Raw genomic sequence first — 25183 nt, forward strand, 5'->3', positions numbered from 1 at the left:
GATCAACGAGCAACCCGCCTGGGGCGACACTGTCTCAGTGCGCGGGCTCCGCGGGATCCATGGTGTTCACCATGAAGTAGGCCGCGCGCTCCAGGTAATCCCAGAGCGCGGCCCGGTGCGGCTCCGGCAGGCCGAGCGAGTCGACCGCCACGCGCATGTGGTGCAGCCAGGCGTCCCGTGCCGCCGCGTCGACCCGGAACGGCGCGTGCCGCATCCGCAGCCGGGGGTGGCCGCGGCCCTCCGAGTACGTGTTCGGGCCGCCCCAGTACTGCATGAGGAAGAGCGCGAACCGGTCGGCGGCCGGCCCCAGATCCTCCTCGGGGTACATCGGCCGGAGCAGCGGGTCCCCCGCGACACCCTCGTAGAACTTGTCCACGAGGCGCCGGAAGGTCGGCTCGCCGCCGACGGCGTCGAAGAAGGTCGGTTCGGTCACCGTTCCATCCTGCCAGCCTTCGCCGCCGTCGGCCGGTGCGCCCGGGCCCGTACCGGTGTGACGCTCGTCAGACCGTGCCCCCGGCCGAGGGCGGGGTGGTGTTGTCCGTGCCGCCCAGCCAGGCCGGCGGGACGGCACTGCGCGGCAGCCGGGACGCCGCGATCCGCTCGGACAGGCCGCTCGACTCGAGCGACTCGGTCAGCGCCCGGCGGAGGTCCCGCTGGATCGAGACCTGGCCGTCGGCGGTCGTCTTGGCGATGGTCCGGATCACCGCGCCGTCGACGGTGAGCTGCTCGACGCCGACCACGTCCGGCGGCTCCAGGAACCCGGTCTCGTGCTCCGGATCGTGCGCGACCGTCTCGGCCGCGGCCTTCAGCACGGCGGCCGCCTCCTCCGAGTTCACGAAGCCGATCGGGATGTCGATCACGACCATCGCCCAGCCCTGGCTCTTGTTGCCGACCCGGACGATCTCGCCGTTACGGATGTACCAGAGGACACCCCGCGCGTCGCGGACCGTGGTGATCCGCAGGCCGACGCTCTCCACCACGCCGGTGGCCTCGCCGAGGTCGACGGTGTCGCCCACCCCGTACTGGTCCTCCAGCAGCATGAACAGGCCGGCGATCAAGTCCTTGACCAGGCTCTGCGCGCCGAAACCGAGGGCCACGCCGACGATGCCCGCGCTGGCCAGCAGCGGCGCCAGGTTGAAGCCGAGCTCGCCCATCACCAGGAGGGCGGCCATCGTGAAGATCAGCGCGCTGACGAAGCTGCGCAGCACCGAGCCGATGGCCTCGGCCCGCTGCCGCCGCCGTTCGGGGATGAACGTCCCCTCCTCGGCGGTGACCGTGACCTTCTCCTTGAGCGGCTTCAGCAGCGCCGGCATGGAGGCCCGCGAGCTGGTCGACGCCAGCCGGGTGATCGCCCGGTGCAGCAGCCAGCGGATCAGCATCGCGACCAGGATGATGCCGATGACCCGGACCGGCTTGATGATGATCACGTAGCTGCCGTTGGCCAGCCACTGAAGGCCGGTCCAGTCGAAGACCTGCTTGCAGAGCACATCCGCACCGCAGGCGGTCTTCACGTCGGTGCTCGTGAAGATGTCGGGCGAGGAAGGGGTAGGAACCGGAGCAGCGAAGGGGAACACGGGAACTCAAGCTACCGGGTCCGGGCGGGTGAAGACCTCAGACGTTTACCGCCCGGCCACAGATTCTGCTCGCAATTTGACTATTCATCAGGGACTATTGGCGCACGGGTGTCGCTGAGGCGAGGCCCACATCACACACGCATGGGCTATGGGAGCGGTCAACAGCAACTGACACCGAAGGGTGACTGCGATGCCTGACATACGACCCACAGGCGGCTCTTCCGCGTTAGTGCTGAACGCAACGTACGAGCCGCTGTGCGTCGTATCAGTGCGTCGAGCCACCATCCTCGTCCTGACCGACAAGGCAGAGTGCGTCTCCGACGGCGACGGCATCCTGCACAGTGCCCGTCAGAACCTCCCGGTCCCCTCGGTGGTCCGTCTCACGCGGTATGTGAAGGTCCCGTACCGCACGCACGTCGGTCTCTCCCGCCGGGCCATCTTCGCCCGTGACGGCGGCCGCTGCGCCTACTGCCGCGGCTCCGCCGAGACCATCGACCACGTCTTCCCGCGCAGCCGTGGCGGCCTGCACGCCTGGGACAACGTCGTGGCCGCCTGCGCCAAGTGCAACCACAGCAAGGGCGACAAGACCCCGGCCGAGCTCGGGTGGCGCCTGCACGCGCTGCCGGCCGCGCCGCGCGGTGTCGCCTGGCGGGTGCTCGGGCACCGGACCCCCGACCCTCGGTGGCGCGACTGGCTCGACCTCCCCACGCACCCGGCGCTGGAGGCCGAGGCCGCCTGACCGGCGGCCCCGCCGGGCTTTCCCGCTAGCTCTCCCGAGACGAGACCAGCGAGGCGAAGACGACGATGTTGTCCTCGTAGCCCTCCTCGCCACCCAGCCAGCGCCCGCCGCACGTCATCAGGCGCAGCGACGGCCGGCTGTAATCGCCGTAGACGCGTTGCGCCGGCAACTCGTTCTTGTCGAATGTCTCCACCGAGTTGACCTCGAAGACCGCGACCGTCCCGTCGGCGCGCCGCACCCGGATCTCCTGTCCCGGCTTCATCGTGTCCAAATCATGGAAGATCGACGGCCCGGTCCGGGTGTCCGCGTGCCCCACGATCAGTGCCGGCCCGAACTGTCCCGGCGTCGGCCCGCCCTCGAACCAGCCGGCCTCGTTGTGCCGTTTCAGCGGCGGCACGTCCACCGAGCCGTCCCCGGCCAGTCCCACCTCCAGGACCGGCGCGGACACCTTGATCGACGGGATCTCCAGCCGCTCCGGCCGGCTCGGGTCCAGCACCGGGAAGGCGCGCGGCGGCGGCTCGTCCGGCCCGCGGAACAGGCCGCCGAGGTCGAAACCGGTCGCGAAGCCCATTCCCAGGCCGAACACGAAAAGCCCGAGGAAGAGCAGCACCAGGGCGGCGATCCCGACCATCCCGCCTTTGCGGCCCCGCACCGGCTGCGGTTTCGGGACCCGCCGGGGCAGCGGGATCCGGAAGGGTGAACGCCCGCGGATCTCCGGAGTCGGCGGCAACGGGCCGGTGATCATCCCCGGCGGTGGCGCCGTGATGACCTGGGCCGGGCGTTTGCGCGCGACCGCGTCCGGCACGCGCGACCCGGCCGGTGGCTGTTTTCCGCTGGCCACGCCGGCCTCAGCCGACTCGGCGGCGGCGCAGCGAGACGCCGCCGAGCACCAGCCCGGCCAGCACGATCGTGAGCCCGCCGGCCATCAGCAGCGGCCCGGTCGCGCCCGGCGCGGTGCCGCCGCCTCCGGTGGCCGGGCCGCGGGACGGCTCGACCTTCGCGACCACGTGCAGCACCGCCGTGGCCGCGGCGCCCTCCGGGCACGTGAGGGCGACGGGATAGTCGCCCGCCTTGGTGCCGGCCGGGACCCGTACCGTCGCGGTCAGGAAGCCGAACTCGGGCTGGACGGTGACCGAGCCGATCGGCTCGCCCCGGACGGTGGCGGCCTTGAGGTTGTCGTCGCACGACGCGCGCAGCGCGATCTCTTCTCCCGCCCGCGCCGTGCTGGGATTGATTTCCACGAAGACGGCCGCACCCGCGGCCGGAGACGCGCCCGTGAGGGCGACTGCCAGACCCGCGAGGACGGCGGGGACGAACGTGCGCATGGGATCCCCTTCCTGCCGTTCGCGACGGAAAGTACGCGGACGGCGCGTGAGGGTGATTTTCGCACCCCGACACACATTCCGCGTAGATCCCGACGGCGTGAGACCCCGGTTCGAGACCCGACGGTCCGGGACGACACGCGCTCCGCTACGGTGATTGATGTTCGGAATAAGTGGGATCACCGTGCGCCTGGGGGCGTTCCGTTGTCAGTAATCATCACCGTTCTGGTCTTCGTGATCATTCCGGCCGCGGTCATCGGCGGGGTCGCGACTCTCGTGCTCGCCGGTTCCGACCGATCCAAGCCGTCCCGTCGTTACCGTCCGGGCCGGCCCTACGACTTTCCGGCGATGTGGTTCACCGCGACGCCACAGCAGGTCGTCCCGGCGGGGGACGTCCACTCCGGGCTGATCATCGAGGACAGCTCCGGCGCACCCGTCCGCCCCGGTCCAACAGGAGGCGCAAGTGACAGTTGGTGAGGTCACCCCGCTGGAGCAGGCCGTCGACGAGGGTCCTTTCACGACCCGGCAGTTGCTCCGCCTCGACGAGGCGCTCCGCGTCGCCGACCAGGTGACCGGCCTGAACTTCAGCATCTACCTGGGCCCGCTCGACGAGCCGCTGCGCGAGGCGGCCGAGGCGCTGCACCGCCAGACGCGCACCCCGGCGCGCTCGGTGCTGATCGCGGTCTCCCCGAACCAGCGCAAGCTGGAGATCGTCACCGGTTCCGACGCGCGCAAGCGCATCTCCGACCGGGACGCGAAACTCGCCGGCCTCTCGATGGCCGCGTCGTTCGCCGGTGGTGACCTGGCCGGTGGCCTGCTCATCGGGATCGACCAGCTGGCCACCCACGCCGGCCGCTCCTGAGAGCGGCCGTCAGCGCCAGAGCGCGGTGTTCACCCGGATCGGGTACGGGTGGTCGAGCTTGGCCTGCTCGTCCGGCTCGACGTCACCCGCCGGGCGATAGGCCACCCCGTCCAGCGTGAAGGACCGCAGGACCGGCCCGGCCTCCACCCGCCAGTAAGCCGGGATCCCCGCCGCCGCGTAGACGGCCGGCTTGAGCAGGCGGTCGTACCGCCGTGTCTCGGCCGCCTCGATCTCCACCACCAGCGCGACGTCGGCCGGGTCGACCCAGATCGCGCCGGAGGAGTGCGGGCGGAGCACGGTCACGTCCGGCACCAGGTTGCTCGACTCCATCGCGATGCCCAGCCGGGCACACACCCACCAGCCCGGCGGGGCGGCCGAGCGGAGTGTGGCGACGATCGACTCGACCAGGGAGTCGTGCCGGGCGTCCGCCGGCGGGGTGACGTGCAGGCTGCCGTCGAGGATCTCGTACCGATGGCCGTCCTGCGGGAACAGGTGCAGGTCGGGTTGTGTCCACCGGCCCTCCGGTGCGGTCCACCGCACCGGGGAACCCTGGCTCAGCATCGTCACAGGCCACCTCCATCACCGCGGAGTGCCAGACTACTCACACAGAGTTGTTTCCAGCGCGTTATACACAGGTAAGTTGTGGCATGTGAAAGGCCCGTCCCACTTTCGTGGAACGGGCCGGTAATCACTTACGGTCAGCTCGCGCTGTCCTTGGCGCGGGCCTTCAGCGCCCGCAGCACCCCGTCGCGGCCCTCGGCGATCAGCCGCCGCAGCGAGGCCGGGTGACCGTCCTCGGCCAGCCAGGCGTCGGTGAGAGCCACCGTCTCCTCACTGATCTGGAACGCCGGGTACGCCATGGTCGCGAACTCCTGCGCCGGCTCGCTGTCCGAGCGGGCCCACACGTCCGCGGCCGCCTCGAAGAACTTCGCCGCGTACGGCGCGGTCAGCGCCACCTGCCGGGTGCTCTGGAAGCCCTGCAGCAGCGACCGGTTGAGCCAGTTCGGCGGCGCCTGCGGGCCGGTCAGCTCGGCCCAGACGCGGGCCTTGTTCTCCGCTGTCGGCAGCAGCGCCCGGGCGACCGCGGCCTCCCGCTCGCCGCTGGCCGTCTTGTCCCCGGCCAGCTCATCGTCGATCTCGGACTCCGCGGCGGCGCCGAGTGCGGACAGCGTCTGCAGCAGCGACCAGCGCAGCTCGGTGTCGACCACCAGGCCCTCCGGCTTCGGGCCGTCGCCCAGCCAGCCGCGCAGCTCGGCCGCCTGCTCGGGCGTGCGCGCGGCGGTGATGAACGCCCGCGCCCAGGTGAGCTGCCAGCCGCTGCCCGGCTCGGCCGCGGCCAGTTGCTCCCGCGCCATGCCGCCCAGCATCGCCCAGCCGGCCGGCGCCCACTCCGGGTCGGCGAAGCTGGTCAGCGCCATGGTGGCCTGCCGCAGGGTGGCCGTGGTCAGGTTGATGTCGGTCTCGGCCGGCAGACCCGCCACCACCAGGGCCACATAGTCCCGGGCCGCCAGTTCGGCGTCGCGCAGCATGTCCCACGCGGCCGCCCAGCACAGCGCCCGCGGCAGTGACGCGTCGAAGCCCGCGATGTGCCGCACCAGGGTGGCCATCGACCGCTCGTCCAGCCGCAGTTTCGCGTAGGTCAGGTCGTTGTCGTTGACCAGCAGCAGGTCGGGAGCCTTCACCCCGGCCAGGGAGGCGATCTCGGTGCGCTCACCGGCCACGTCGGCCTCGATCAGGTCCCGCCGCACCAGGCGGTCACCGTCCAGGTCGTACAGGCCGACGCCGACCCGGTGAGTGCGCAGCGTCGGGTAGTCCGCCGGCGCCTCCTGCTGCACGACGACGCTCGTGTAGCGGCCGTCCGCGTCCACCTCGACGACCGGGCGCAGCGTGTTCACCTGCGAGGTCTCCAGCCACTGCGCGGCGAACTTGCGCAGTTCTCGGCCGGAGGCCGTCTCCAACTCGGTGAGCAGGTCGTCGAAGGTGGCGTTGCCCCACGCGTGCTTGGCGAAGTACGCCCGCAGACCGGTCAGGAACGGGTCCAGGCCGACGTACGCGACCAGCTGCTTGATCACGCTGGCGCCCTTGGCGTACGTGATGCCGTCGAAGTTGACCTCGACCGCCTCCAGGTCCGGCATCTCGCAGTACACCGGGTGGGTGGAGGAGAGCTGGTCCTGCCGGTAGCCCCAGGCCTTGCGGATCGACAGGAACGTCGACCAGGCGTCGGCGAACCGGGTGGCCTCGGTGTTGCACCAGTGGCTCGCCCACTCGGCGAACGACTCGTTCAGCCACAGGTCGTTCCACCAGCGCATGGTGACCAGGTCGCCGAACCACATGTGCGCCAGCTCGTGCAGGATCGTGTTGGCGCGCTGCTCGTACTCGTAGTCGGTGACCTGCGAGCGGAAGATGTAGTGCGACTCGGCGTGCGTCACGCAGCCGAAGTTCTCCATCGCGCCGGCGTTGAAGTCCGGCACCCACAGCTGGTCGTACTTCGGCAGCGGGTAGCGGATCCCGAAGTGCTCGTGGAAGAAGTCGAAGCCCTGCTTCGTGATCAGGAACAGGTCGTCGGCGTCGAGGTAGCGGGCCATCGAGGCGCGGCAGAAGACGCCCAGTTCGATGCCGTCGTGCGAGTCGCGGACCTCGTGGTACGGCCCCGCGCAGATCGCCGTGATGTAGGTGCTCATCCGCGGCGAGGTGGTGAAGTGGACCGTCTTGGCGCCGGACCCGGCCTCCTCCTCGGTCTCCACCGGCATGTTGGAGACGACCTTCCAGTGCCCCGGCGCGGTGACGTGCCAGGTGAAGACGCTCTTGAGGTCGGGTTGGTCGAAGCACGCGTACGCACGCTGCGCGTCCGCCGTCTCGAACTGGCTGTAGAGGTAGACCTCCTTGTCCACCGGGTCGAGACTGCGCTGGAGCCCCTGGCCGCTCGCCGAGTAACCGAAGTCGCCGGAGACGATCAGGGTGTTCTCCGCGGCGAGCCCGGGCAGCGGCAGGCCGTTCTCGGGCGTCCAGGCGCTGAGATCCAGCGTGGCGCCGTTCAGGGTGGCGGAGTGGATCTTCGCGGCGGCCGCTTCGATGAACGTCGTCGCGCCCGGTTCGGCGCAACTGAAGTTGATCACTGTGGTGGACCGGAACGTTTCAGAGCCGGGGTTGCCGTGCCCGTCGGTCAGGTCAAGGGTGATGTCGTACCCGGTCACCTCGAGCAATCGACCACGCTCGGCAGCCTCGACCTGGGTCAGGTTGTGAACACCGGCCACGTGCACTCTCCTTCGAGCTGACTGCTTTTCCCCGAAGCCTATGCGGCGACGGCGACGTAACTCACCCCGACCGGGTGCTGCGGAAGGAGGAAGATCGAAGGATGACTGCGATCCGACCGCCCCAACCGTCACCCGAGGGCGGACTGAAGACAGAATCGTCGACCGTCGACATGTGGTTCGACCCGCTTTGCCCGTGGGCCTGGATCACCTCCCGCTGGCTGCTGGAGGTCGAGAAGGTCCGTCCGCTGACCGTCCGGTTCAACGTGATGAGCCTGTCCGTCCTCAACGAGGGCCGAGAGCTGCCGGAGCAATACCAGGACCTGATGGCCAAGGGCTGGGGCCCGGTCCGGGTCTGCATCGCGGCCGCGGAAGCTGCCGGGCCGGCTGTCCTGCGCGACCTCTACACCGCTCTCGGCACCCGTATCCATCTGCAGAAGTACGAACTCGGCGAGAAGCTGTTCCGGGAGGCGCTGACCGAGGTCGGCCTCGATCCCGACCTGGCCGAGGCCGCGAACACCGATGCCCGCGACGAGGCGCTGCGGGCCAGCCACAACGCCGGCATGAAGCCGGTCGGCACCGACGTCGGCACCCCGGTCATCCACGCCCCGGGCCCGAACCCGGGGGAGACCGTCGCCTTCTTCGGGCCGGTGATCACGCCGGCGCCGAAGGGCGAGGCGGCCGGCAGGCTCTGGGACGGCGTGGTCCTCGTCGCCGGCACCCCGGGCTTCTACGAGCTCAAGCGCAGTCGCGACCTGGGCCCGATCTTCGACTGAGCCGCCGTCCGGTGACGGGCGCCGGGAAAGGCGACTGGGTTGCTATTGAGTGGCGGTCGTCCGGAAAGGCGATGCCCGTCTCAAGATCCGTCGTTGGATGAGGTGACGTACACCTCATCCAACGCGGAGGCGGCTCATGCCGGAAACCGAATCGGCTGGCTCGAGTATCAGTGTGCAGCGCGGGGTATGGGTCGATTTAGCCCCCGATGTGGCCTCTATGCTCGCTCCTCCGGTGACCGTGACGGCAAACGTGGCCGAACGAGCGGTGAAGCAGTCGGCCACGGCACAGTTGAGCAGGTCACCAGGGGCGACGCCGGTGGGTAGGCACCGCCGGCGCTCCGGGTAAGTTGCCTGCCATGACGGTCGTGCACCCGATCAAACTGGCCTGGATCACCAACGGGGGTACCGGGGCCCAGAACTACGACGAGTTCGCCGACGACGCCGAAATCACCGACATCATCACGGCCAACCCGCACAGCGCGCTGGCCGTCGAGATGCCGCATCTCGCGCCCGAGTCCCTCGGCAAGTCCTTCCTCGAGTCACTGCCGGACGCCGTCGTCCGCCTGCAGCGCGATCAGGCCGAGGAGAAATACCGGCGGGCTGAGCACGTCGTGGTGCTCTACCGCATCACCGCGCCGGGCGAGGCGCCCGCCTACGGCCTGTGGAGCATGGTCGAGACCGACCAGATCTCCACCAACGCCGACGAGCCCGGCCTGGTCATCCGCAACGAGGACGTCTTCATCAGCAAGGTGCGCGAGCGCGTGGCGCTCGCCGAGGCGGTGGGCGCGCTGCTCTCGCCGGTCCTGCTGCTGCAGACCGGCCGCGGTGAGGAACTGCACGCCGCGCTGGCCGAGGCCACCGACGCCGCCGGCGAGCCGGCCTCCACCGACGTCGACCCCGCCGGCCGCACGCACGCCATCTGGCCGGTCGGCCCCGGCGAGCTCCAGGACCGGCTGCTCGCGCTGGCCGGCGGCGGCGAACTGGTGGTCGCCGACGGCAACCACCGCAGCCTCGCCGCGCAGACCGGCGGTCTGCCGCGCTTCCTGGCCGTGGTCACCACCCCGGCCTCGGTCTTCATCCAGCCTTACAACCGCCTGGTCAGCGAGCTGCCGACGTCGCTCGACGAGCTCCTGGAGCGCCTCCGCGCGACCGGTGCGACGCTCACCGAGCTGCCGCGCGACGCGCGTCTCCCCGGCAAGGGCACCATCGAGTTGTACGGCTCCGGCCGCTCGTTCGCGGTCGGACTGCCGTCCGACCCTTCCGGAACCTCTGTCGAGAACCTGGACCACGCCCTCGTCGAGCGCGTCCTGCTGCGTGACTCGCTGGGTCTGGACGCGGGCGACAAGCGGATCTCCTACATCGGCGGCGACTACCCGGTCGAGTGGCTGCGCGGCGAGGTCGACGCGGGCCGTGCCGAGCTCGCGATCCTGATCGCCCCGGTCACCGTCGACGACTTCGTCGAGGTGAACCTGGAACGGCTCAAGCTGCCACGCAAGAGCACCTGGTTCACCCCGAAGGCCCGTGGCGGCCTGGTCGTGGCCGACATTCGCTGATGTTGCACCCGCAGGTGACGGCCGCTGCCGGGTTGAGGCGGCGGCCGTCCTCGGAGGAACTGGCCGCGGACCCCTACCAGCGCCTGCTCGGCGTCCGGGCGGCGATGGAGGACGCGAACGAGGCCGAGACCGGCCCGGCACTGCCGCTGCCGGTGGTCGCCGACTTCGACGCCGACGGTGTGCCCTGCCGTCTCTACGCCACCAAGACCAACGCCCCGGTGCTGGTCTACCTGCACGGCGGCGGCTGGTGTTACGGCAGCATCGAGACGGTGGACCGGTTCTGCCGCCGGGTGGCCGACCGTTCCGGGTGCGCCGTGGTGTCCGCCGGTTACCGGCTGGCCCCGGAGCACGTCTTCCCGGCCGCTCTGGACGACGCTGAGACCGTTCTGCGCCACCTGCGCCGGTCCGGCGCCGACCTGGGGCTGGACGTGTCCCGGCTGGCGATCGGCGGGGACAGCGCGGGCGGCCAGCTCGCCACGGTGACCGCCCGCCGCCAGCGTGACGCGGCCACCCCGCTCGACTTCCAGGCGCTGATCTACCCGGCCCTCGACCCGCTCACCTCGGCCGAGTCCTACGACGAGGTCGGTTCGTACGGCCTGGACCGGGCCTCGATGAAGCTGGCCTGGGAGACGTTCGTCCCCGATCCGCTGCTGCGGCTCACCCCGGACGTGTCACCGCTCGCGGTGGCCGACCTGTCCGGCATGCCACCCACCCTGCTGATCACCGCGGAGTACGACGCCCTGCGCGACGAGGGCGCCGATTACGCCGACGCGCTGATCGCCGCGGGCGTCCCGGTGGTGCACACCCGCTACATGGGTGTGAACCACGGTTTCGCCCGCAAACTCGCCACGATCGACGCCGCACGGGCCGCGGCTGATCAGGTGGCGTCCGCCCTGCGTTCGGCCCTCACCTTCTGAAAGACTTCTGACATGCGTCTCTACCTGGGTTCCGACCACGCCGGCTTCGAGCTGAAGAACCACCTCGTGAACCACCTGGTCAAGCAGGGGCACGATGTGGTGGACGTCGGGCCGCACGTCTACGACGCCGAGGACGACTACCCGGCGTTTTGCTTCCACACCGGTGTCAAGGTGGTCGCCGACCCGGGCTCGCTCGGCATCGTGATCGGTGGCTCCGGCAACGGCGAGCAGATCGCCGCCAACAAGGTGCCCGGCGTCCGCTCCGCGCTGGTGTGGAAAGCCGAGATCGCCGAGCTGGCCCGGCAGCACAACGACAGCAACGTGATCGCGATCGGCGCCCGCCAGCACACCCTCGACGAGGCCACCGCGTTCGTCGAGGCGTTCATCTCGACGTCGTTCTCCGGCGACGCCCGGCACGCCCGGCGGATCAACCAGCTCGCCGAGTACGAGGTCGCCCGCGCGCTGCCCGAGCTGCCGGAGTCCGCGGCCACCGCCTGACCCGCCTCACCGCTCTCGGCGTCGGCGCCGGTCCGGGCGGGCTGGGAGAGCATCGGGACCGGCTGGGCTTCAGCGACGCGGCAGCTCCTCGCGGGGCAGCCAGTTCCGCCGGACGATCGGCAGGTCCCGCTCGGCCTCGGCCAGGTCGGCGTCGGACGGCCGGGAGGCGTCCCGGGCCCGCAGCGCCGCACCCACACTGACCTGTGACGAACCCGAGCCGACCAGGCCGCGCAGCCCTCGCTCGGCCTCACGGTCGTCGGAGCCCGGACCGCCGGAGCGCTTGGGCAGACCGCCGCGGGTCGGCCGCCCGGACGGCCGCTCGTTGCCGGTGGGCGGGCTGTCGGCCTCGGAGGGCGCCACGGCCGGTGGCCCGGGAACGGGCGGCGGCGTCGGCACCGGGGCCTGCTGCGGAGCGGGAGCAGGCGACGACGCCGGCGGCTGCGGCACCGGAGGGTGTGGCACGGGGTGCTGTGGCGGCTGCGGAGTCGGCGGCTGTGGCACCGGTGGCTGTGGAGTCGGCGGCTGTGGCACCGGCGCGGGCGGCGGGGCGAGCGCGGGAGTCGCGGCGGGACCGGCCGCAGCCGGTGTGGCGGGCGCGTCGGTGACCGCCTCGGTGGATGCCGAGGAGGGACGCACGCGGCGGCGTCGGCGTTCGGGCTGGCCCATGATGCCGACGGTACCGCCGCGGCGGCCGGCTCAGTACACCTCGGTCGGACTCGGCAGCCGATGCCACCGGAACGCGATCGAAGGGTCGTTGGCGGTCAGCTGCCGGACCCGGCCCGCGGCGGCGAGCGCCGCCAGGGAGGTGCCGCCGAGATAGGCCGCGCCCAGGTCGGTCACCGAGCAGGCCAGGTCGGCCGGGTCGGTGGTGGCCGTGCAGGTCGCGCCCTCCGGTCCGCCGGTGAGCCGCCAGCGCCCGGAGTTCTGGGTGAGGATCGGATCGGTGACCTCGATCACCACGTCGACCGCGGTCGCGTACCGGCGGGCGGCCAGCGCGGCGGGCACGTCGATCAGGCGGACCCACAGCCCGTCGACGAACGACGGGCCGAGCCGCCGGGGCTCGTCGACCAGGTGAAGGAGGGGCTCCTCCACGGAACCCAGCCGCATGGTCACGCTGCGGGACAGATCGATGCCGAGAAGGAAACGCCAGAGCGTCAGATAGGTCTCCGGGTCGGTGGCGGCCACCTCACGGACCTGCACCTCGGCATTCGGCCCGTGGTTGTTCCAGCCGTCCTTGATCCGCCAGAGCGCGTAGCCGGTGGGGCCGCCCGGGCCCTCGTGAACCACGGCGTAACGCTTGGTCGCGCCGTCCCGATGGGATTCCGGATCGCCCAGGACGAACCGCCACCACCGGTCGTCCCGGCTGGACCAGCCGATCCTGTCCGGCCGCATCTGTTCGTAGACCTTCGTCATGTCGGCGAGCAGGCTGTCCGGTTCGGCCATCCGCAGCCTCCCGGACGGCTCTTGCGGTGGGGCGGGGAGACGGACCTCACGGTTCATGATGTTGAAGAACAGGCGGGACGCGGCCGCGCCGTACCCATATCGGGGGTAGATCGAGGTTTCGCTGGCCCAGAGGACCGCCACCGGTTCCCGGCCGGCCGCGGCGATCTCCCGAAGTTGGCGGTGCATCATCCGGTTGAGCAGGCCGCGCCGCCGATGGGTGGGAAGCACACCGACCCCGGAGACGTGCGCGGCCGGGATCACCGCCCCCGGCACGGTCAGCTCGCGGGTGAAGGCCTGGATATGACCCACCACCAGCCCGGCGTCATCGGTGACCAGAGAGCGGTCCACCTCGAAGACGCCCGCCTCGAGTTCCTTCAGCTCTCCGGCGATGTCCTCGTGGAACACCGTGCCGAGCAGACGGCAGATCGCCGGGAAGTCATCGGGGGTGCTGGGGCGAAGTTCTATCGCTTCCTTCATAGCCTGTGTGTAACGGACTGCTGTGTGCTGCGGCGACCTATTTGTTGGCTCGCTACGCTCGAACATGTCGCCGGTCACCGACCGCAGGACGAGAGGGGAAAAATGCCGGAGCAACCGCAGTGGTCCGAGCGGACGCTCGACATGCCGCCGCAGGACCCGTGGGCCGAGGAACCGACCTCGCGGACGGCTCCTGCCGAGGAGCCCACGTCGAAGGTCCCCACCTCTCCGGGGCCGGTGCCCCCGGCTCCCGACTCGTCGCCGTTCAGTCAGGGCCGGGCCCGGGTCACCCAGCGCACCGAGCAGTTCCGTGCCGAACACGAGCCCACCGGCACCGGCTGGCCCGAGGGCCACGCCGAGCCGCGCCCGCAGCGCAGTCTGGGCTGGCACGTCCGGCAGCTGCGTCGCGGCGGCGAGTGGAGCAGCGCCGCGGTGTTGTTCGCCTTCGTCTGCTGGGGCATCTGGGCGCTCTCGGAAGGCGGCAACCTGATCGGCCCGCTGATCATCTTCATGGTGACGCTGGCCGTGGCCGCGGGTGTGTTCGCGCTGGCCCGCCTGGTCGGCCGTCTCGTCCTGGAGCAGCGGATGGGCCGGGTGCGGCACACCGCCCGCGGCGCGCACGTGGTGGCCGGGCTCTTCCTCACCGTCGCCGGGTTCGCCTTCCTGCGCCAGACCGGATGGGTGATGGGCGCCGTCAACTGGGTCACCGGCACGTTCTAGCCGGCCCCACCCCGCTCGGCGGCACCGGCAACGACGTCGCCTCGCCGTTGCCGGGCCCCCGGCGCGATGCGTTAGCTGACGGGTTTTCCACCGGTGATCCCGAGCACCTCACCGGTGGTGTAACTGGAGTCCTGGCACGCGAAGTAGACGTAGGCGGAGGCCAGTTCGGCCGGCTGGCCCGCGCGGCCGAGCGGCGTGTCCCCACCGAAGGACTTCACCTTCTCCTCGGTCATGGTGGCCGGGATGAGCGGCGTCCAGATCGGGCCGGGCGCGACCGCGTTGACCCGGATGCCCTTCTCGGCCATGTCCTGGGCGAGCGCCTTGGTGAAGGCGACGATCCCGCCCTTGGTGGTGGCGTAATCGAGCAGCGCGCTCGACGACAGGTACGCCTGCACCGACGCCGTGTTGATGATGGTCGCGCCGGCCGGCATGTGCGGCACCGCGGCCCGGCAGAGCCAGAACATCGCGTACAGGTTGGTCTTCATGACCCGGTCGAACTGCTCATCGGTGATCTCGGTGATCCCGCCGGGCTGGGCCATCTGGTAGGCGGCGTTGTTGACCAGGATGTCCACGCCGCCGAGTTCGGTCCGGGCCTTGTCGATGATCGCCCGGCAGTGCGCCTCGTCACGGATGTCGCCGGGCGCCAGCACCGCTTTGCGGCCGGCCTTCTCGATCCACTGCGCGGTGTCGGCGGCGTCGGACTGCTCCTCCGGAAGGTAGGAGATCAGCACGTCGGCGCCCTCCCGGGCGAACGCGATGGCGACCGCTCTGCCGATGCCCGAGTCGCCGCCGGTGATGACCGCCTTGCGCCCGGTCAGGCGGCCACTGCCCCGGTAGGTCTGTTCGCCGTGGTCGGGCCGGTCCGGCATGGCCGTGGTCAGTCCGGGCGGCTGCTGGTCGCCGCCGTCCAGTTCGGGTTTCGGGTACAGGTCACGCGGGTCCACGTCTGCCTCCTGGTAGGGAACGGTTGTCGTCCGCTTTCCCACCTGACGTGCGAATAACCAGATTCGGGGTACGCCGCCGCCCATGACGGATCCACGAGTGAGTGTCGTCGTCATCACCTGGCAGCGGCGCGAGGAGGCGCTGGCCTGCGTGCGGCGGCTGCGCCGGCTGCCGGAACGGCCGCACGTCGTGCTGGTCGACAACGGCTCCACGGACGGGACCGCCGACGCGGTCCGCGAACGACATCCGGACATCGAGGTGGTCGCCCTCCGCGAGAACCTCGGCGCGGTCGGCCGCAACATCGGGGTACGCCGTACGCGTACCCCGTATGTCGCCTTCTGCGACGACGACACCTGGTGGAGTCCCGGCTCCCTGGCCCGCGCCGCCGACGTGCTCGACGCCCACCCACGGCTGGCGCTGGTCAACGCCCGTATCGTGGTCGAGCCCGGCGGTGTCGAGGACCCGATCGTGGCCGAGCTGCGGGACTCACCGGTGCCCGCGCCGGTCTGGATGCCCGGCCCGGCGCTGGGCAGCTTCCTGGCCGGGGCCTCGGTGGTGCGGCGCGAAGCGTTCGAGGCGGCCGGCGGGTTCAGCGAGCGGCTCTGGCTCGGCGGCGAGGAGGAGCTGCTGGCCACGGATCTGATCGTGGCCGGCTGGGAGCTGTGTTACCTGGAGGGCCTGACCGTGCACCACCAGGCGTCGAGACTTCGCGACAGCACCCACCGGCGACGGGTCGGGCTGCGGAACACGCTCTGGTTCACCTGGCTGCGGCGGCCGCTCGTCCCGGCCGTACGCCGCACGGTCTTCCTGGCCCGGACCGTCCCTCGGGACCGGACCTCGCTGCTCGGCGCGGTCGACGCGGTCCGTGGCCTCGGGTGGCTGCTGGCCGACCGCCGCCCCCGCCCGGCCCGAGTGGAGGCCAGGCTGGGGCGGCTCGACGAGGCGCAGCGGCGGTCGACGGCCCGGCGATACGTCGGCTGACCGGCGGTGGCCGGCACCCGTGCGGGTGCCGGCCACCCGCACGGGTCACGCCTCGGTGGGGACCTTGCCGGTCTCCAGCAGGGACTTGAGGTCGCTGAGCACCCAGGCCCAGCCCCCGCCACCATCGGCGTTGGCCTCGGTGTTCCCGGCGATCATCGCGGCGGTGGCCGGAGCGCCCGGGGTGTGGTGCGTGATGGTGAGCCGGCAGACACCGGGAGCGGAGTCCTCGATCTCGTAGGTGAGCGTGGTGAACGGCTCGGCCGCGGTGGTCGGGTCCATCAGCATCCGCCAGGTCTGCACCAGGCGCCGGGGCGGCTCGGCCTCCAGCACCTCACCATCGATGATCACCTCCGGCAGCGGCCACCCGTTCGCCTCCGAATACGCCTTCATCTCGTCGGTGGCCGTGGAGTAGAACCGGCCGCCCTTCTTGAGCTCGAAGAACTGGGGTGCGGCATACGCGTACTTCACGGTCCACTCCGGATCGGTGATGGCCGTCCAGATCTTTTCGGCCGGTGCCTTGATCCAGATGCGGAAGACCTGGGTGTCGCTCATGACTCTTCCTCCAGCGCTCGTTTGAGATCGATCAGTGCGGTGACGTGCTGCTCGGTGAACTTGTCGATCCACCGGTCATGGATCTGCCGGATGGGCACCGGATTGAGGTAGTGCAGCTTCTCCCGGCCGGATCGGCGCACGACGACGAGACCCGCCTCCTCGAGCACCCGTAGATGCTTGGCGACGCCGAACCGGGTCATCTCCAACTCGGACTCCAGCTCGGTGAGCGTGCGGCCGTCACGCGCATAGAGCAGGTCGAGCAGGAACCGGCGGCTCGGGTCGGCCAGCGCTCTGAAGACCAGAGCGTCGTCGAACCCCTCGTCGTCCGTCATGACGCTAAGTTATGTGACCAGATGGTCACCTGTCAAGCGCGGCGGGACGCACTCCAGCAGCGTCCAAGGCGAGGTCCGAACACGAGGCTCAGCGCATCACGGTCCGCCCTGCGGCGGCGGTTTCGTGCAGGCGGCAGCAGATCGTCCGGTTCCAGCGGGGTCAGGACGGTCGGCGCGGCGGCTCCATGCCCGGCCGCAGGCGACACACCGCAGCGGAGTACGACAAGACGCGGCGCTGGCCGTCCCGGCGCAGCACGGGAAGAGACCGACCGGCCATAGTCGCCCGGCGCAGTGCGGGCATGTCCCGTCCCGCCATCACGAACCCGGCACATGCGAGCGCCCCGCGAGACGAGTGACTCGCGGGGCGGATGGCGCTCTGATCAGGTGATCGTCGCCTGAGCCGGCCGGGTGGCAGGCAGGAAGACCACCAGGCTCTGGCCCTTCACGTCGGTGACCACCCACGGGTGGCCGACGTAGGTCGGCTGCTGGCGGGTGTCTCCGCTGTCGAGGACCACGTAACGCTCCCGGGTCCCCTGATAGTCCAGCCAGTGGATGACGACGGGCTCGTCCCGGTGGTTGACGAAATCGATCTCGGTCTGCTGCTCGGTCACGATCGAGCGGAGATCTCTCTCCCGGTGCGCCGAAAGGACGGTGACCTCGGCCGGAGCGGGAGTCGGTTTGGCGCTCGCCGCCGGTGACGGGGACCTCTGGCCGAGTGCGGCCGGCGACTTCCATGACGGCGAGCGGGAAGGAAGTGCGGAGCTGCTCGACTCGGTCTCAGGCGAGGAACTGACCGACTCGCTCGGCTCCGGTGACGGGCGGCCCGGATCCGCGACGCCGACGGCTATCGAGCCGGCGTGGAACTCCGCCGGCTCAGTGGTGGGCGGCAGCAGGGCCGCGGCCGATCCGGCGGACACGACGCCGGCCAAGCTCAGGGCGAGTATCCGGCGCTGACGCCGCGACAGGCGAGCCGGCCGACGGGAGGGCCTCGACGGCGCCCGTTGCGGCATTGACGGCTGAACTGCCGGATCATGGCGTGCCGGCGCGAGGCGACCGGTGTGGTGATGGGCGCCGTGGCGAGACGTGGTGTCCGCCATTTCGGGCACCCATCGGCCGATGCGCAGTCCGGTGTTCGGCAGCGGATCGTCGTTGGATGTCACGGGGGCGTCCTCGAACAATTTCGACCTCGATGGCGTCGCGGCAACGATGTGCCTTGATTCTGCACATGGCGGAATGCATCGTCAACGTCGATGCCTCATGAAATGGCGACGACTTGGCGTGTTTGTCACGCAGTCGGAAAACCGTCCTTCAGAGCGTGGTTCAGTCATTACTGCGTAGTTCGCCAGATCGGCGATCGCCGCCACTGTTAATAACCTTTCTGACTTCCTGGTGTGGGAGCCCTCCCATTTTCTCCTGGGAGGGCTCCCGCGCTTCTTGCCTGGTCAACGACAGGATCAGTTGATCCACAACCACTTCTGCTGCGTACTTCTAGCCGCCAAGATCGCTGAATTCTCACCATTGAGGAGAGTGACTTTGTTCGCCGTTGATCGGATGCCGCGATGGCGTAGACAGTTGACCGGCGGGGTAATGGCCGCTGTTGCGCTGATCGTGCTGAGCCCTCAGAGCGCGCACGCCGAACCGGGCGTGCCGGAACCGCCCAGTGGACTGTTGTCCGATCGCGGCGAGGGCGATCTCTCGGAGGCGGACCGAGACTTCCTGACAAAGGTTCGCCTTGCTGGGCTGTGGGAGATACCCGCCGGGGAGATGGCGCAGCAGAAGTCGAAGAGTGAGCGAATCCAGTCCATCGGACGTGATATCGCCGCCCAGCACGGCGTGCTCGACAAACTGGTGGTCGACGCGGCCGGCAAACTCGGCGTGACCCTGCCGAGCCAGCCCAACAATGACCAGCAGGGCTGGCTCGACGAGATGCGCCAGGCGCAGGGAACCGCCTTTGACCAGATCTACATCGACCGGTTGCGGGCGGCGCACGGAAAAATCTTCCCGGCCATCGCCACGATCCGGGCGAGCACCCGCAACGACACGGTCCGCAAGCTCGCCCAACGCACCAACCAGTTCGTCATGACACACATGACCCTGCTGGAGAGCAGCGGCATCGTCGACTTCAAGGCCCTGCCCACCGCTCCGCCACCGGCAGCCGCCGCAAGCGGGCCACCCGCCACCACGCAGGCCCTGCCGGCAGCCGAGCGCGCCGACGCGCCATCGCCGTTCACCAGAACGCCGGTACTCGTCGCCCTGCTGATCACGGCTGTTGGCGCGGCGCTGTTCGTCACCTGGCGGGTTCTCCCGTCCGATCTCCGGCCCGGCTCGCGCTATCGCGGCAAGTACCGCTACACCCCGTCACCAGCAGTGCCAATCCTTCCAGCGCTGCAGCCGGCCGGGCAACGGAAGACCGCTGGCCGGGCAGCCGAAGCCGCCGGGAGGTACGTGAACCGTCTGCGCCAAGCGGGCCGCCGCACATGACAGCCTTCCGCATTCACGCGCAGTCCCGCGGCCTCGCGTGCTCTGGCGGCCACAGGGGGACACCCCTCACCGGTTCCCGCCTTGAGCGGCCTACCGGTCAAGGAATCCTGCTGTGCGCCTCCAGACGGCAAACAGGGGTGCCGATACGTTCCGCCCTTCGTGAGCCGGAGCCACCGTGGTGACGGAACGCGCTACCCAACGTAAGGGAACCGATGTGTCATGGAGTCCGGCCGACATCAGCAATGCGGTCTTCAGCTCCGCGTCGCTGGGCACGCGGAGCTATGACAAGGATGAGGTCGACGCCTTCGTGGAGGAGGCGCAGCGGGAGATCATTCGCATGCGGGCGGAGAACCGGCAACTGCGGGAGGAACTGCGGGGCGGCCCCACGAAACGTGAGCTCGCCGCCGAACTGGAGCGACTCGAGGACGAACTGGTACGGGCCGAGCAGCGCGCCCGCGACGTGCAGGTCGAGCTGGAACGCTGCTGGACGGTGGCACGTGGTGAGCCGCAGCCATCCCCCGGTGGTCTCAGCGAGTTCATCGACATCGCTCAGCGATTCGCCGACCAGCACGTCCAACACGCGGAACGGGATGCGGAGGCGCTGCTCAACGCCGCCCGTACCAAGGCCGACAAGATGCTCACCGAGGCGCAGCTGTCGGCTTCCACGATCGACAGCGACGCCAGAGCACGGCACGGCGAGGCGATCAACAGACTGTTCGGCGATCGAGCCGCCGCACTCGAGGAGATCGACCGGCTCAAGGGACAGCTGGACCACCTCCACGAGTCGCTGCGCGACCGGATGACACAAGAGGTGCCCAAACTGCTCCCTCCGGCGCAGCTCCAGACGCCCCTGTCCTACCTGTAGCGCTTACCGTCAGAAGTTGAGAGGCAAGCTCTTCTCTGATTGCGTCATCGCCTCGGCGACCCGACCGCATTCGGCCCTGATGCCGCCGCGTTACGTGGCGTTGATCACCGTCGCTGCGTTCCGGGCCGGGCGGGGGAGAGCTGGCCGTGCCCCAGGCGCTGTGATGTCGACCTGACGGTCGGCGCGGTGCGCGTACCCCGGACGCTGGCGGCTTTGAAAAGCGGCCTGGAGTTCGGATCGCCGAGGTCCGCGGCGGGCATCATCGCGGCGGCGAGCGGCGTCAGCACGCGGGAGCGGATCGCCAGAGCCGGAGGCCCGAGAAGCCGGCGAAGGACGCGGGCGGCAAGCGGGCGAAGCGCAGCAAGCCGACAGACCGGCCGGAGAGCGGCCGCAAGCCCGGCGAGCGCGGGCGGGACGCCAACCCGGACGGCTGCTGGAACGCAAGATCATCCGGGTGGGCGAATGACGAAGGCCCAGGTCGGCGAACCGCTTTGACCTGGGCCTTCGGAGTGGAGCGGGCGACGAGAATCGAACTCGCGTAATCAGTTTGGAAGAAACAAGTCGATCATCCCGGACGGTCCCGCCCGGCCCCGCTGAACCCCGTTGACCTGCTGATTCATCCCAGCTTCGTCCCGGTGGGTTCCGGGGCCGGACGGGCCATACCAACCGGTTCCCTACCAAGATCCCTACCATTCGCTGCCCGCTGCCCGCTGCCCGCTGCCCGCTGCCCGGTGCCCGGTGCCCGGTGCCCGGTGCCCGGTGCCCGGTGCCCGGTGCCCGGTGCCCGGTCACTCGAATGTGCGTGCGGAAGGACTGTTATGAACCTGCAAGGCGTGATAGAACAAATGTTCTGTAGGGCCCTGACCAGCAGGCGCCGAGCCTCGGCTACGCTGGTTGGTTGGTCGGTCGACCAGGAGCAGGCAGTGCGTGCTTGTCCCGACACGTCGCAGGGCTGGGCGGATGATCCCAGACGGTTCCCTACCAAGATCCCTATCGCTTGCCGGGTGTGGGGTGTGCCGACCTGCCGCCGATCGTGAATATCGACGGGACCGACGCTCGGCGCCGGATCGCCGTCGGCGGGAGAATTGGTGCGGTAGCGGTTGATCTATCCACTGTGGTCCAGTGGCCGGCTGCCGTGAGGCGGCCTGGTAGGCGCAGATGAGGTGCTGTGAGCTGTGTAACCGGGGAGCAGGGTGTCGACACCGGCATCCCACGCTGGACGCCGCGTTTCGTACTGATGCTGTTGAATACGGTGGCGTCAAATCCGCTTGGATCGCGTGGCCCTCACGTCTGGGTACCCGGGGACCGTAGCAGGCAGCGCCGACGAAACGGGCGAGGGAAACCGAGCCGGCCTCGGCTGGCACTGCCTGCATTGACTCTGAATTGAGGATGGGTGGAGAGCTGGTCCTCGGCCAGCTCACCGCGCTTCGGCCAGCGCTTGGCCCGCTCGTCCGCGCAGACCGGTAGTGCCGCTGGTGTTGGGTAGTTCCGGTGTGGCTCTGGTCGCTTGTGAGTTCCCCCCGCTTCGACGGAGCGGGGTCAGAGCCACGGGACGTCCCGTCCCCTGGCACCTCAAAATGAGGCGACTACTCAAGCGCTTAGCCCGGCATCACTGTGTGGATCTCATCACACTCTGCATTGATGCCGCGATGTCCACCTTGGGGCATCTGACCGAAATTGAAATCTAGCCATCTCTCGATCCCGTACGTAGTGTTCCGGTGCCGTTGCGCATTGATCGGGGGACGCTATGTGGCCAAGGATTCTGCCTGCCTGTCTGGCGGCGGGTTTGATGATCGCTGGCCTTGGTGTGCCGAGCCTGACGATGCCGGCGGCGGCGGCGTGCAGCGATGTTGCCCGTACGGAGTCTGCTGCTTCTGAGTTGGCGGCCGACTGTGGCATGCCGGTGGTGGTGGACACCTTGCGCAATGAGTATTCGCAGGTGATTGCGCAGCCGGATGGGCGGATGACGTTTGAGTCGTCGGTGTTGCCGGAGCGGGTGCGGCGTGGTGCGGGGTGGGCGGATGTCGATCTGACGTTGCGTCCCGGCAGTGATGGGCTGCTGCGGCCGGCGGCGTCGGTAGCCGATGTGGCGTTCTCGGGTGGAGGGCCGGTACCGACGCCGCTGGTCACGCTGACGCGAGGCGGGCGGACGATGACCATGTCGTGGCCGGGCCTGCTGCCGCCTCCCACGATCCTGGATAACGCGGCTACCTATTCCGAGGTGTTGTCCGGGGTGGATCTGGTGGTCCGGGCGACGGAGACCGGGTTCACCCACGTCCTGAAGATCAAGTCGGCTGCTGCGGCGTCGGCGGTCCGGGAGGTCCGGTTCGAGCTGGGCGGTGACGCCGAGGTTGAGGCGGTCGACGGAGGTTTGCGGGCGGTGAGTAACGGCTCGGTGCTCGCGTCGAGTGAACCCGCGGTGATGTGGGACTCGCGCACCACTGCTCCTGCGGGCCCCCGGACGTTGCGGTCGTTGCAGCAGACGCCGCCGGCCTCGCCGTCGACGGATGAGGTGGTTGGTGATGCGGCCCGGATGGCGCCGGTGTCGGTGGGGTTGTCCGGCGGGGACCTGGTGCTGCGTCCGGATGCTGCGCTGCTCAAGGACGCGGTGTTCCCGTTGTATGTCGATCCGGAGTGGTCGATCGCCAAGGTGAAGTGGGCGTATGCGACGAACAACGGGTCGTCCAACTCCGACACCTCCACGGCTCGGGTCGGCCATAACCCGGACACGGGGGCTCTGTACCGGTCGTTCTTCCAGTTCAACACGAGCTTCAAGCACTGGACGCTTATCGGGAAGCACATCGAGTCCGCCCAGGTGGAGATGGAGTTGGATCACTCCTGGTCCTGCGACAGGACGGTGGCGTCGATGTCCTGGTCTTCGGCTATCAACTCGACGCCGAAGGCGACCTGGTCGTCCATGGGGTTGTTGCGGCACCTGGCCAGCGCTTCCGGGCGGGCCAATCAGGCCGGTGGGTGCGGGGTGATTCAGGGCGACGAGGACATGGTCTTCAAAGGGGCGGCCGTCACATCATTGATGCAGGACGCGTCGAACCAGAGTTGGCCGGCCGTCGCTTTCGGGTTCACGGCGCGTGATGCCGAGGGTAAGGGTGAGTCGACGCAGGCACGGTGGAAGAAGTTCAAGCCGGGCAGTGCCAGGTTGAAGGCCGACTATGACACCAGGCCGACCACTCCGACAGATCTGCAGGTGGCAGGCATGCCGTGCGGCGGCGGCGCGGTGTCGGTAGGGACGCTCAGCCCGACGTTCACGGCGAAATTCCATGACGCTGACGGCGGCGACTCGCTGACCGGTGCCTTCGAGTGGGTCGAGGTTCCGGCCGGCGGGATGGGTTCGGTCAACGACAACTCGCCGGGCCGAAGGGCCGCACCGCCGAACAAGACCAACGTCTCGCCGGGGGCGAGCGCGACTACTGCCACGGTCGCGGTGGAGAAGAACAGGACGTACGCGTTCCGTGCCAGAGCTACTGACGAGTCCCCCTACTCGCAGACGGGTCCGTGGTCGGCGTGGTGTCAGTTCACGGTGGACACCGCGGTTCCGCAGGTGAAGGGGACGATGATTTCGAACGCCTCTGCGCCGGGGCGGACGGTGCGGTTCCGGATCGAGTCGCCTGATGCTGATGTCACCACGTTCCAGTACGGGTGGGATGCGGCGACGAAGGTGGTCGCCGCCTCCGGTACGACGCCGCGGTTCGCCGAGGTGGAGGTTACTGCCCAGCGGTTCGGAAGAAACGTTCTGAATTTGAAGGCGATTGATGCCACTCTCAATGAGGGCACGGGCTTCTTCGACTTCCATATCGTGGGGCAACCGTTTGCTCCGGTGGCGCGGTGGGGTCTGGAGGCCTATCCGGGTGTGCCGCAGGCGAGTGCGTTGACCGACCAGGTTCCCGCGCCGGCTGATTCACCGCTGACCGCCGCGAATGTGAGCTGGCCCGGTGATGCTCGCCTGAAAGACGCGCAGACCGCGACGTTCAACGGAACCTCCTCAGCGGCGACCACGAGTGCCGCTGTGGTGAATACGGCCGGTTCGTTCAGTGTCGCCGGCTGGGTGCGCCTCGGCGCGCTGCCGGGTGGGGATGTCACGTTCGCAACGCAGGATGGTGCGGATGCCGCCGGGTTCGAACTCGGTGTGCGCCGTGCCGGTGCCACCCCAGTCCCGTACTGGTCGTTCGCTTTGAAGGACTCCAGCGCGCAGTCGAGCGGCACCGTCGCAGCGATCGCGCCGACCGCTCTGACTTCGGGTGATGTCGGCCGGTGGGTGCACGTCGCCGGGTCTTTCGACGTGGTCGAGAAGAAGGTGCGTCTGTTCGTCGACGGCAAGAAGGTGGCCGAGGTCGACCGGTCTGCTGCACCGTGGTCGGCGACGGGTAGGTTCGCGGTTGGCCGTGGCTTCGCCGGCGGGATGGCGAGCGGGTTCTGGAACGGTGCGATCGCTGATGTCCAGGTCTTCGACCGGGCGCTGGCGCCGGATGACTTCACCGGACGGCTGGCGTCGGATCCTGACGCCAGTGGATTCGACGAGCCAGGCATCCTGAAGCCCATCCAGGTCGGGGCATGGGATTTCGAGTCTGCAGTCCTGTGCGGTGTCACCGATCGGCGGGACTCCTGCGAGGCACCCGACCCGAGCACTGCCTGGGGCCGGTGGCTCGCACTGACCCGGGGCGCCGACATCGGCGCCGGTCGCGACGCCAGTGTGAAGGCGTTGTGGCTCGATGATCAGTTCTTCCCGTCCGATGACGGCACGACACCGCAGACCACTTCCGAGTACGGCAGGTCGGCAGTGAAGACCGGTACCACCCCGCCGGACGGCGACGGCAACGAGTTGACGTTGTGGCAGGACCGGCAGGTGCTGCGTACCGATCAGTCGTACACGGTCTCGGTGTGGG

General features: G+C 69.5%; 24 protein-coding genes. 12 read left to right on the top strand and 12 right to left on the bottom strand.

Annotated elements, in window-relative coordinates; genetic code table 11:
* Nucleotides 1-34: 34 nt before the first annotated feature.
* Together QLQ12_RS25840 and QLQ12_RS25845 are read right to left on the bottom strand one after the other, a co-directional pair.
* Nucleotides 35-433 carry a globin gene (locus tag QLQ12_RS25840; RefSeq protein WP_282763044.1) on the bottom strand — a complete coding sequence of 133 codons (399 nt, stop codon included), beginning with the start codon at nucleotides 431-433 and terminating at the stop codon, nucleotides 35-37.
* A gap of 67 nt (nucleotides 434-500) precedes the next feature.
* Nucleotides 501-1574, bottom strand: a complete 1074-nt coding sequence (locus QLQ12_RS25845; RefSeq protein ID WP_407651566.1) for a mechanosensitive ion channel family protein — start codon at nucleotides 1572-1574, stop codon at nucleotides 501-503.
* A 190-nt stretch (nucleotides 1575-1764) separates the two neighbouring features.
* Here QLQ12_RS25845 and QLQ12_RS25850 point away from each other — a divergent pair, with 190 nt between their 5' ends.
* Nucleotides 1765-2313 carry an HNH endonuclease gene (locus QLQ12_RS25850; protein WP_282763045.1) on the top strand — a complete coding sequence of 183 codons (549 nt, stop codon included), beginning with the start codon at nucleotides 1765-1767 and terminating at the stop codon, nucleotides 2311-2313.
* A gap of 25 nt (nucleotides 2314-2338) precedes the next feature.
* On the opposite strand, the gene QLQ12_RS25855 is transcribed toward QLQ12_RS25850, so the two are convergent.
* Nucleotides 2339-3154, bottom strand: coding sequence for a class F sortase (locus QLQ12_RS25855; RefSeq protein ID WP_282763046.1), 816 nt, complete (start codon nucleotides 3152-3154; stop codon nucleotides 2339-2341).
* Between the two features lie 7 nt (nucleotides 3155-3161).
* The gene (locus QLQ12_RS25860) at nucleotides 3162-3638 is read right to left on the bottom strand and encodes a hypothetical protein (RefSeq protein ID WP_282763047.1); all 477 of its coding nucleotides are present in this window, start codon (nucleotides 3636-3638) and stop codon (nucleotides 3162-3164) included.
* Nucleotides 3639-3839: 201 nt separating this feature from the next.
* Between QLQ12_RS25860 and ctaJ the strand changes: the two genes are divergently transcribed.
* A complete protein-coding gene (gene ctaJ, locus QLQ12_RS25865) occupies nucleotides 3840-4112 on the top strand; it encodes an aa3-type cytochrome oxidase subunit CtaJ (RefSeq protein ID WP_282763048.1) in 273 nt (90 codons plus the stop codon).
* Nucleotides 4099-4497, top strand: a complete 399-nt coding sequence (locus QLQ12_RS25870; protein WP_282763049.1) for a DUF5130 family protein — start codon at nucleotides 4099-4101, stop codon at nucleotides 4495-4497. Before ctaJ ends, QLQ12_RS25870 begins: the two co-directional genes overlap by 14 nt.
* 9 nt (nucleotides 4498-4506) lie before the next feature.
* On the opposite strand, the gene QLQ12_RS25875 is transcribed toward QLQ12_RS25870, so the two are convergent.
* Both QLQ12_RS25875 and pepN read right to left on the bottom strand, forming a co-directional pair.
* Complete coding sequence (locus tag QLQ12_RS25875; RefSeq protein ID WP_282763072.1) at nucleotides 4507-5058, bottom strand: Uma2 family endonuclease; 552 nt, start codon at nucleotides 5056-5058, stop codon at nucleotides 4507-4509.
* 137 nt (nucleotides 5059-5195) lie between these two features.
* Nucleotides 5196-7751: an aminopeptidase N gene (gene pepN, locus QLQ12_RS25880; RefSeq protein WP_282763050.1), complete on the bottom strand. Its 2556-nt coding sequence runs from the start codon at nucleotides 7749-7751 to the stop codon at nucleotides 5196-5198.
* A 101-nt stretch (nucleotides 7752-7852) separates the two neighbouring features.
* On the opposite strand from pepN, the gene QLQ12_RS25885 reads away from it, so the two are divergent.
* From QLQ12_RS25885 to QLQ12_RS25900, 4 genes are all read left to right on the top strand, one after another.
* The gene (locus QLQ12_RS25885; protein ID WP_407651568.1) at nucleotides 7853-8524 is read left to right on the top strand and encodes a mycothiol-dependent nitroreductase Rv2466c family protein; all 672 of its coding nucleotides are present in this window, start codon (nucleotides 7853-7855) and stop codon (nucleotides 8522-8524) included.
* 356 nt (nucleotides 8525-8880) lie between these two features.
* Nucleotides 8881-10077, top strand: a complete 1197-nt coding sequence (locus QLQ12_RS25890; RefSeq protein ID WP_282763051.1) for a DUF1015 family protein — start codon at nucleotides 8881-8883, stop codon at nucleotides 10075-10077.
* Nucleotides 10077-10994: an alpha/beta hydrolase gene (locus tag QLQ12_RS25895; protein ID WP_282763052.1), complete on the top strand. Its 918-nt coding sequence runs from the start codon at nucleotides 10077-10079 to the stop codon at nucleotides 10992-10994. Before QLQ12_RS25890 ends, QLQ12_RS25895 begins: the two co-directional genes overlap by 1 nt.
* Before the next feature lie 12 nt (nucleotides 10995-11006).
* A complete protein-coding gene (locus QLQ12_RS25900; protein WP_282763053.1) occupies nucleotides 11007-11492 on the top strand; it encodes a ribose-5-phosphate isomerase in 486 nt (161 codons plus the stop codon).
* Nucleotides 11493-11561: 69 nt separating this feature from the next.
* On the opposite strand, the gene QLQ12_RS46910 is transcribed toward QLQ12_RS25900, so the two are convergent.
* Both QLQ12_RS46910 and QLQ12_RS25910 read right to left on the bottom strand, forming a co-directional pair.
* On the bottom strand, nucleotides 11562-11888 hold the full coding sequence (locus QLQ12_RS46910; protein WP_407651573.1) for a hypothetical protein: 327 nt from the start codon (nucleotides 11886-11888) through the stop codon (nucleotides 11562-11564).
* 300 nt (nucleotides 11889-12188) lie between these two features.
* Complete coding sequence (locus QLQ12_RS25910; RefSeq protein ID WP_282763054.1) at nucleotides 12189-13412, bottom strand: GNAT family N-acetyltransferase; 1224 nt, start codon at nucleotides 13410-13412, stop codon at nucleotides 12189-12191.
* A 102-nt stretch (nucleotides 13413-13514) separates the two neighbouring features.
* On the opposite strand from QLQ12_RS25910, the gene QLQ12_RS25915 reads away from it, so the two are divergent.
* Nucleotides 13515-14129: a DNA-directed RNA polymerase II gene (locus QLQ12_RS25915; RefSeq protein WP_282763055.1), complete on the top strand. Its 615-nt coding sequence runs from the start codon at nucleotides 13515-13517 to the stop codon at nucleotides 14127-14129.
* Between the two features lie 71 nt (nucleotides 14130-14200).
* Here the strand turns inward: QLQ12_RS25915 and QLQ12_RS25920 are convergent, their stop codons facing one another.
* Complete coding sequence (locus tag QLQ12_RS25920; protein WP_407651569.1) at nucleotides 14201-15073, bottom strand: SDR family oxidoreductase; 873 nt, start codon at nucleotides 15071-15073, stop codon at nucleotides 14201-14203.
* A 97-nt stretch (nucleotides 15074-15170) separates the two neighbouring features.
* Here QLQ12_RS25920 and QLQ12_RS25925 point away from each other — a divergent pair, with 97 nt between their 5' ends.
* Entirely contained in the window at nucleotides 15171-16052 is an 882-nt protein-coding gene (locus tag QLQ12_RS25925; protein ID WP_282763056.1) for a glycosyltransferase family 2 protein, read from the top strand.
* Nucleotides 16053-16097: 45 nt separating this feature from the next.
* Here the strand turns inward: QLQ12_RS25925 and QLQ12_RS25930 are convergent, their stop codons facing one another.
* From QLQ12_RS25930 to QLQ12_RS25940, 3 genes are all read right to left on the bottom strand, one after another.
* Complete coding sequence (locus QLQ12_RS25930) at nucleotides 16098-16604, bottom strand: SRPBCC domain-containing protein (RefSeq protein WP_282763057.1); 507 nt, start codon at nucleotides 16602-16604, stop codon at nucleotides 16098-16100.
* Nucleotides 16601-16936 carry an ArsR/SmtB family transcription factor gene (locus tag QLQ12_RS25935; RefSeq protein ID WP_282763058.1) on the bottom strand — a complete coding sequence of 112 codons (336 nt, stop codon included), beginning with the start codon at nucleotides 16934-16936 and terminating at the stop codon, nucleotides 16601-16603. Before QLQ12_RS25935 ends, QLQ12_RS25930 begins: the two co-directional genes overlap by 4 nt.
* A 380-nt stretch (nucleotides 16937-17316) precedes the next feature.
* Nucleotides 17317-17865 (bottom strand): VHL beta domain-containing protein, encoded by a 549-nt coding sequence (locus QLQ12_RS25940; protein WP_282763059.1) that lies wholly within the window; start codon nucleotides 17863-17865, stop codon nucleotides 17317-17319.
* 598 nt (nucleotides 17866-18463) lie between these two features.
* On the opposite strand from QLQ12_RS25940, the gene QLQ12_RS25945 reads away from it, so the two are divergent.
* The 3 genes from QLQ12_RS25945 to QLQ12_RS25955 form a co-directional block, all read left to right on the top strand.
* On the top strand, nucleotides 18464-19417 hold the full coding sequence (locus QLQ12_RS25945; RefSeq protein ID WP_282763060.1) for a DUF4142 domain-containing protein: 954 nt from the start codon (nucleotides 18464-18466) through the stop codon (nucleotides 19415-19417).
* A 214-nt stretch (nucleotides 19418-19631) separates the two neighbouring features.
* Nucleotides 19632-20282, top strand: coding sequence for a DivIVA domain-containing protein (locus tag QLQ12_RS25950; protein WP_282763061.1), 651 nt, complete (start codon nucleotides 19632-19634; stop codon nucleotides 20280-20282).
* Nucleotides 20283-22071: 1789 nt separating this feature from the next.
* Nucleotides 22072-25183, top strand: a 3112-nt coding sequence (locus QLQ12_RS25955) for a LamG domain-containing protein (RefSeq protein ID WP_282763062.1), incomplete at its 3' end; no start/stop codon positions are given.

The sequence above is a fragment of the Actinoplanes sandaracinus genome (genome assembly GCF_030009775.1).
GTDB lineage: Bacteria > Actinomycetota > Actinomycetes > Mycobacteriales > Micromonosporaceae > Actinoplanes > Actinoplanes sandaracinus.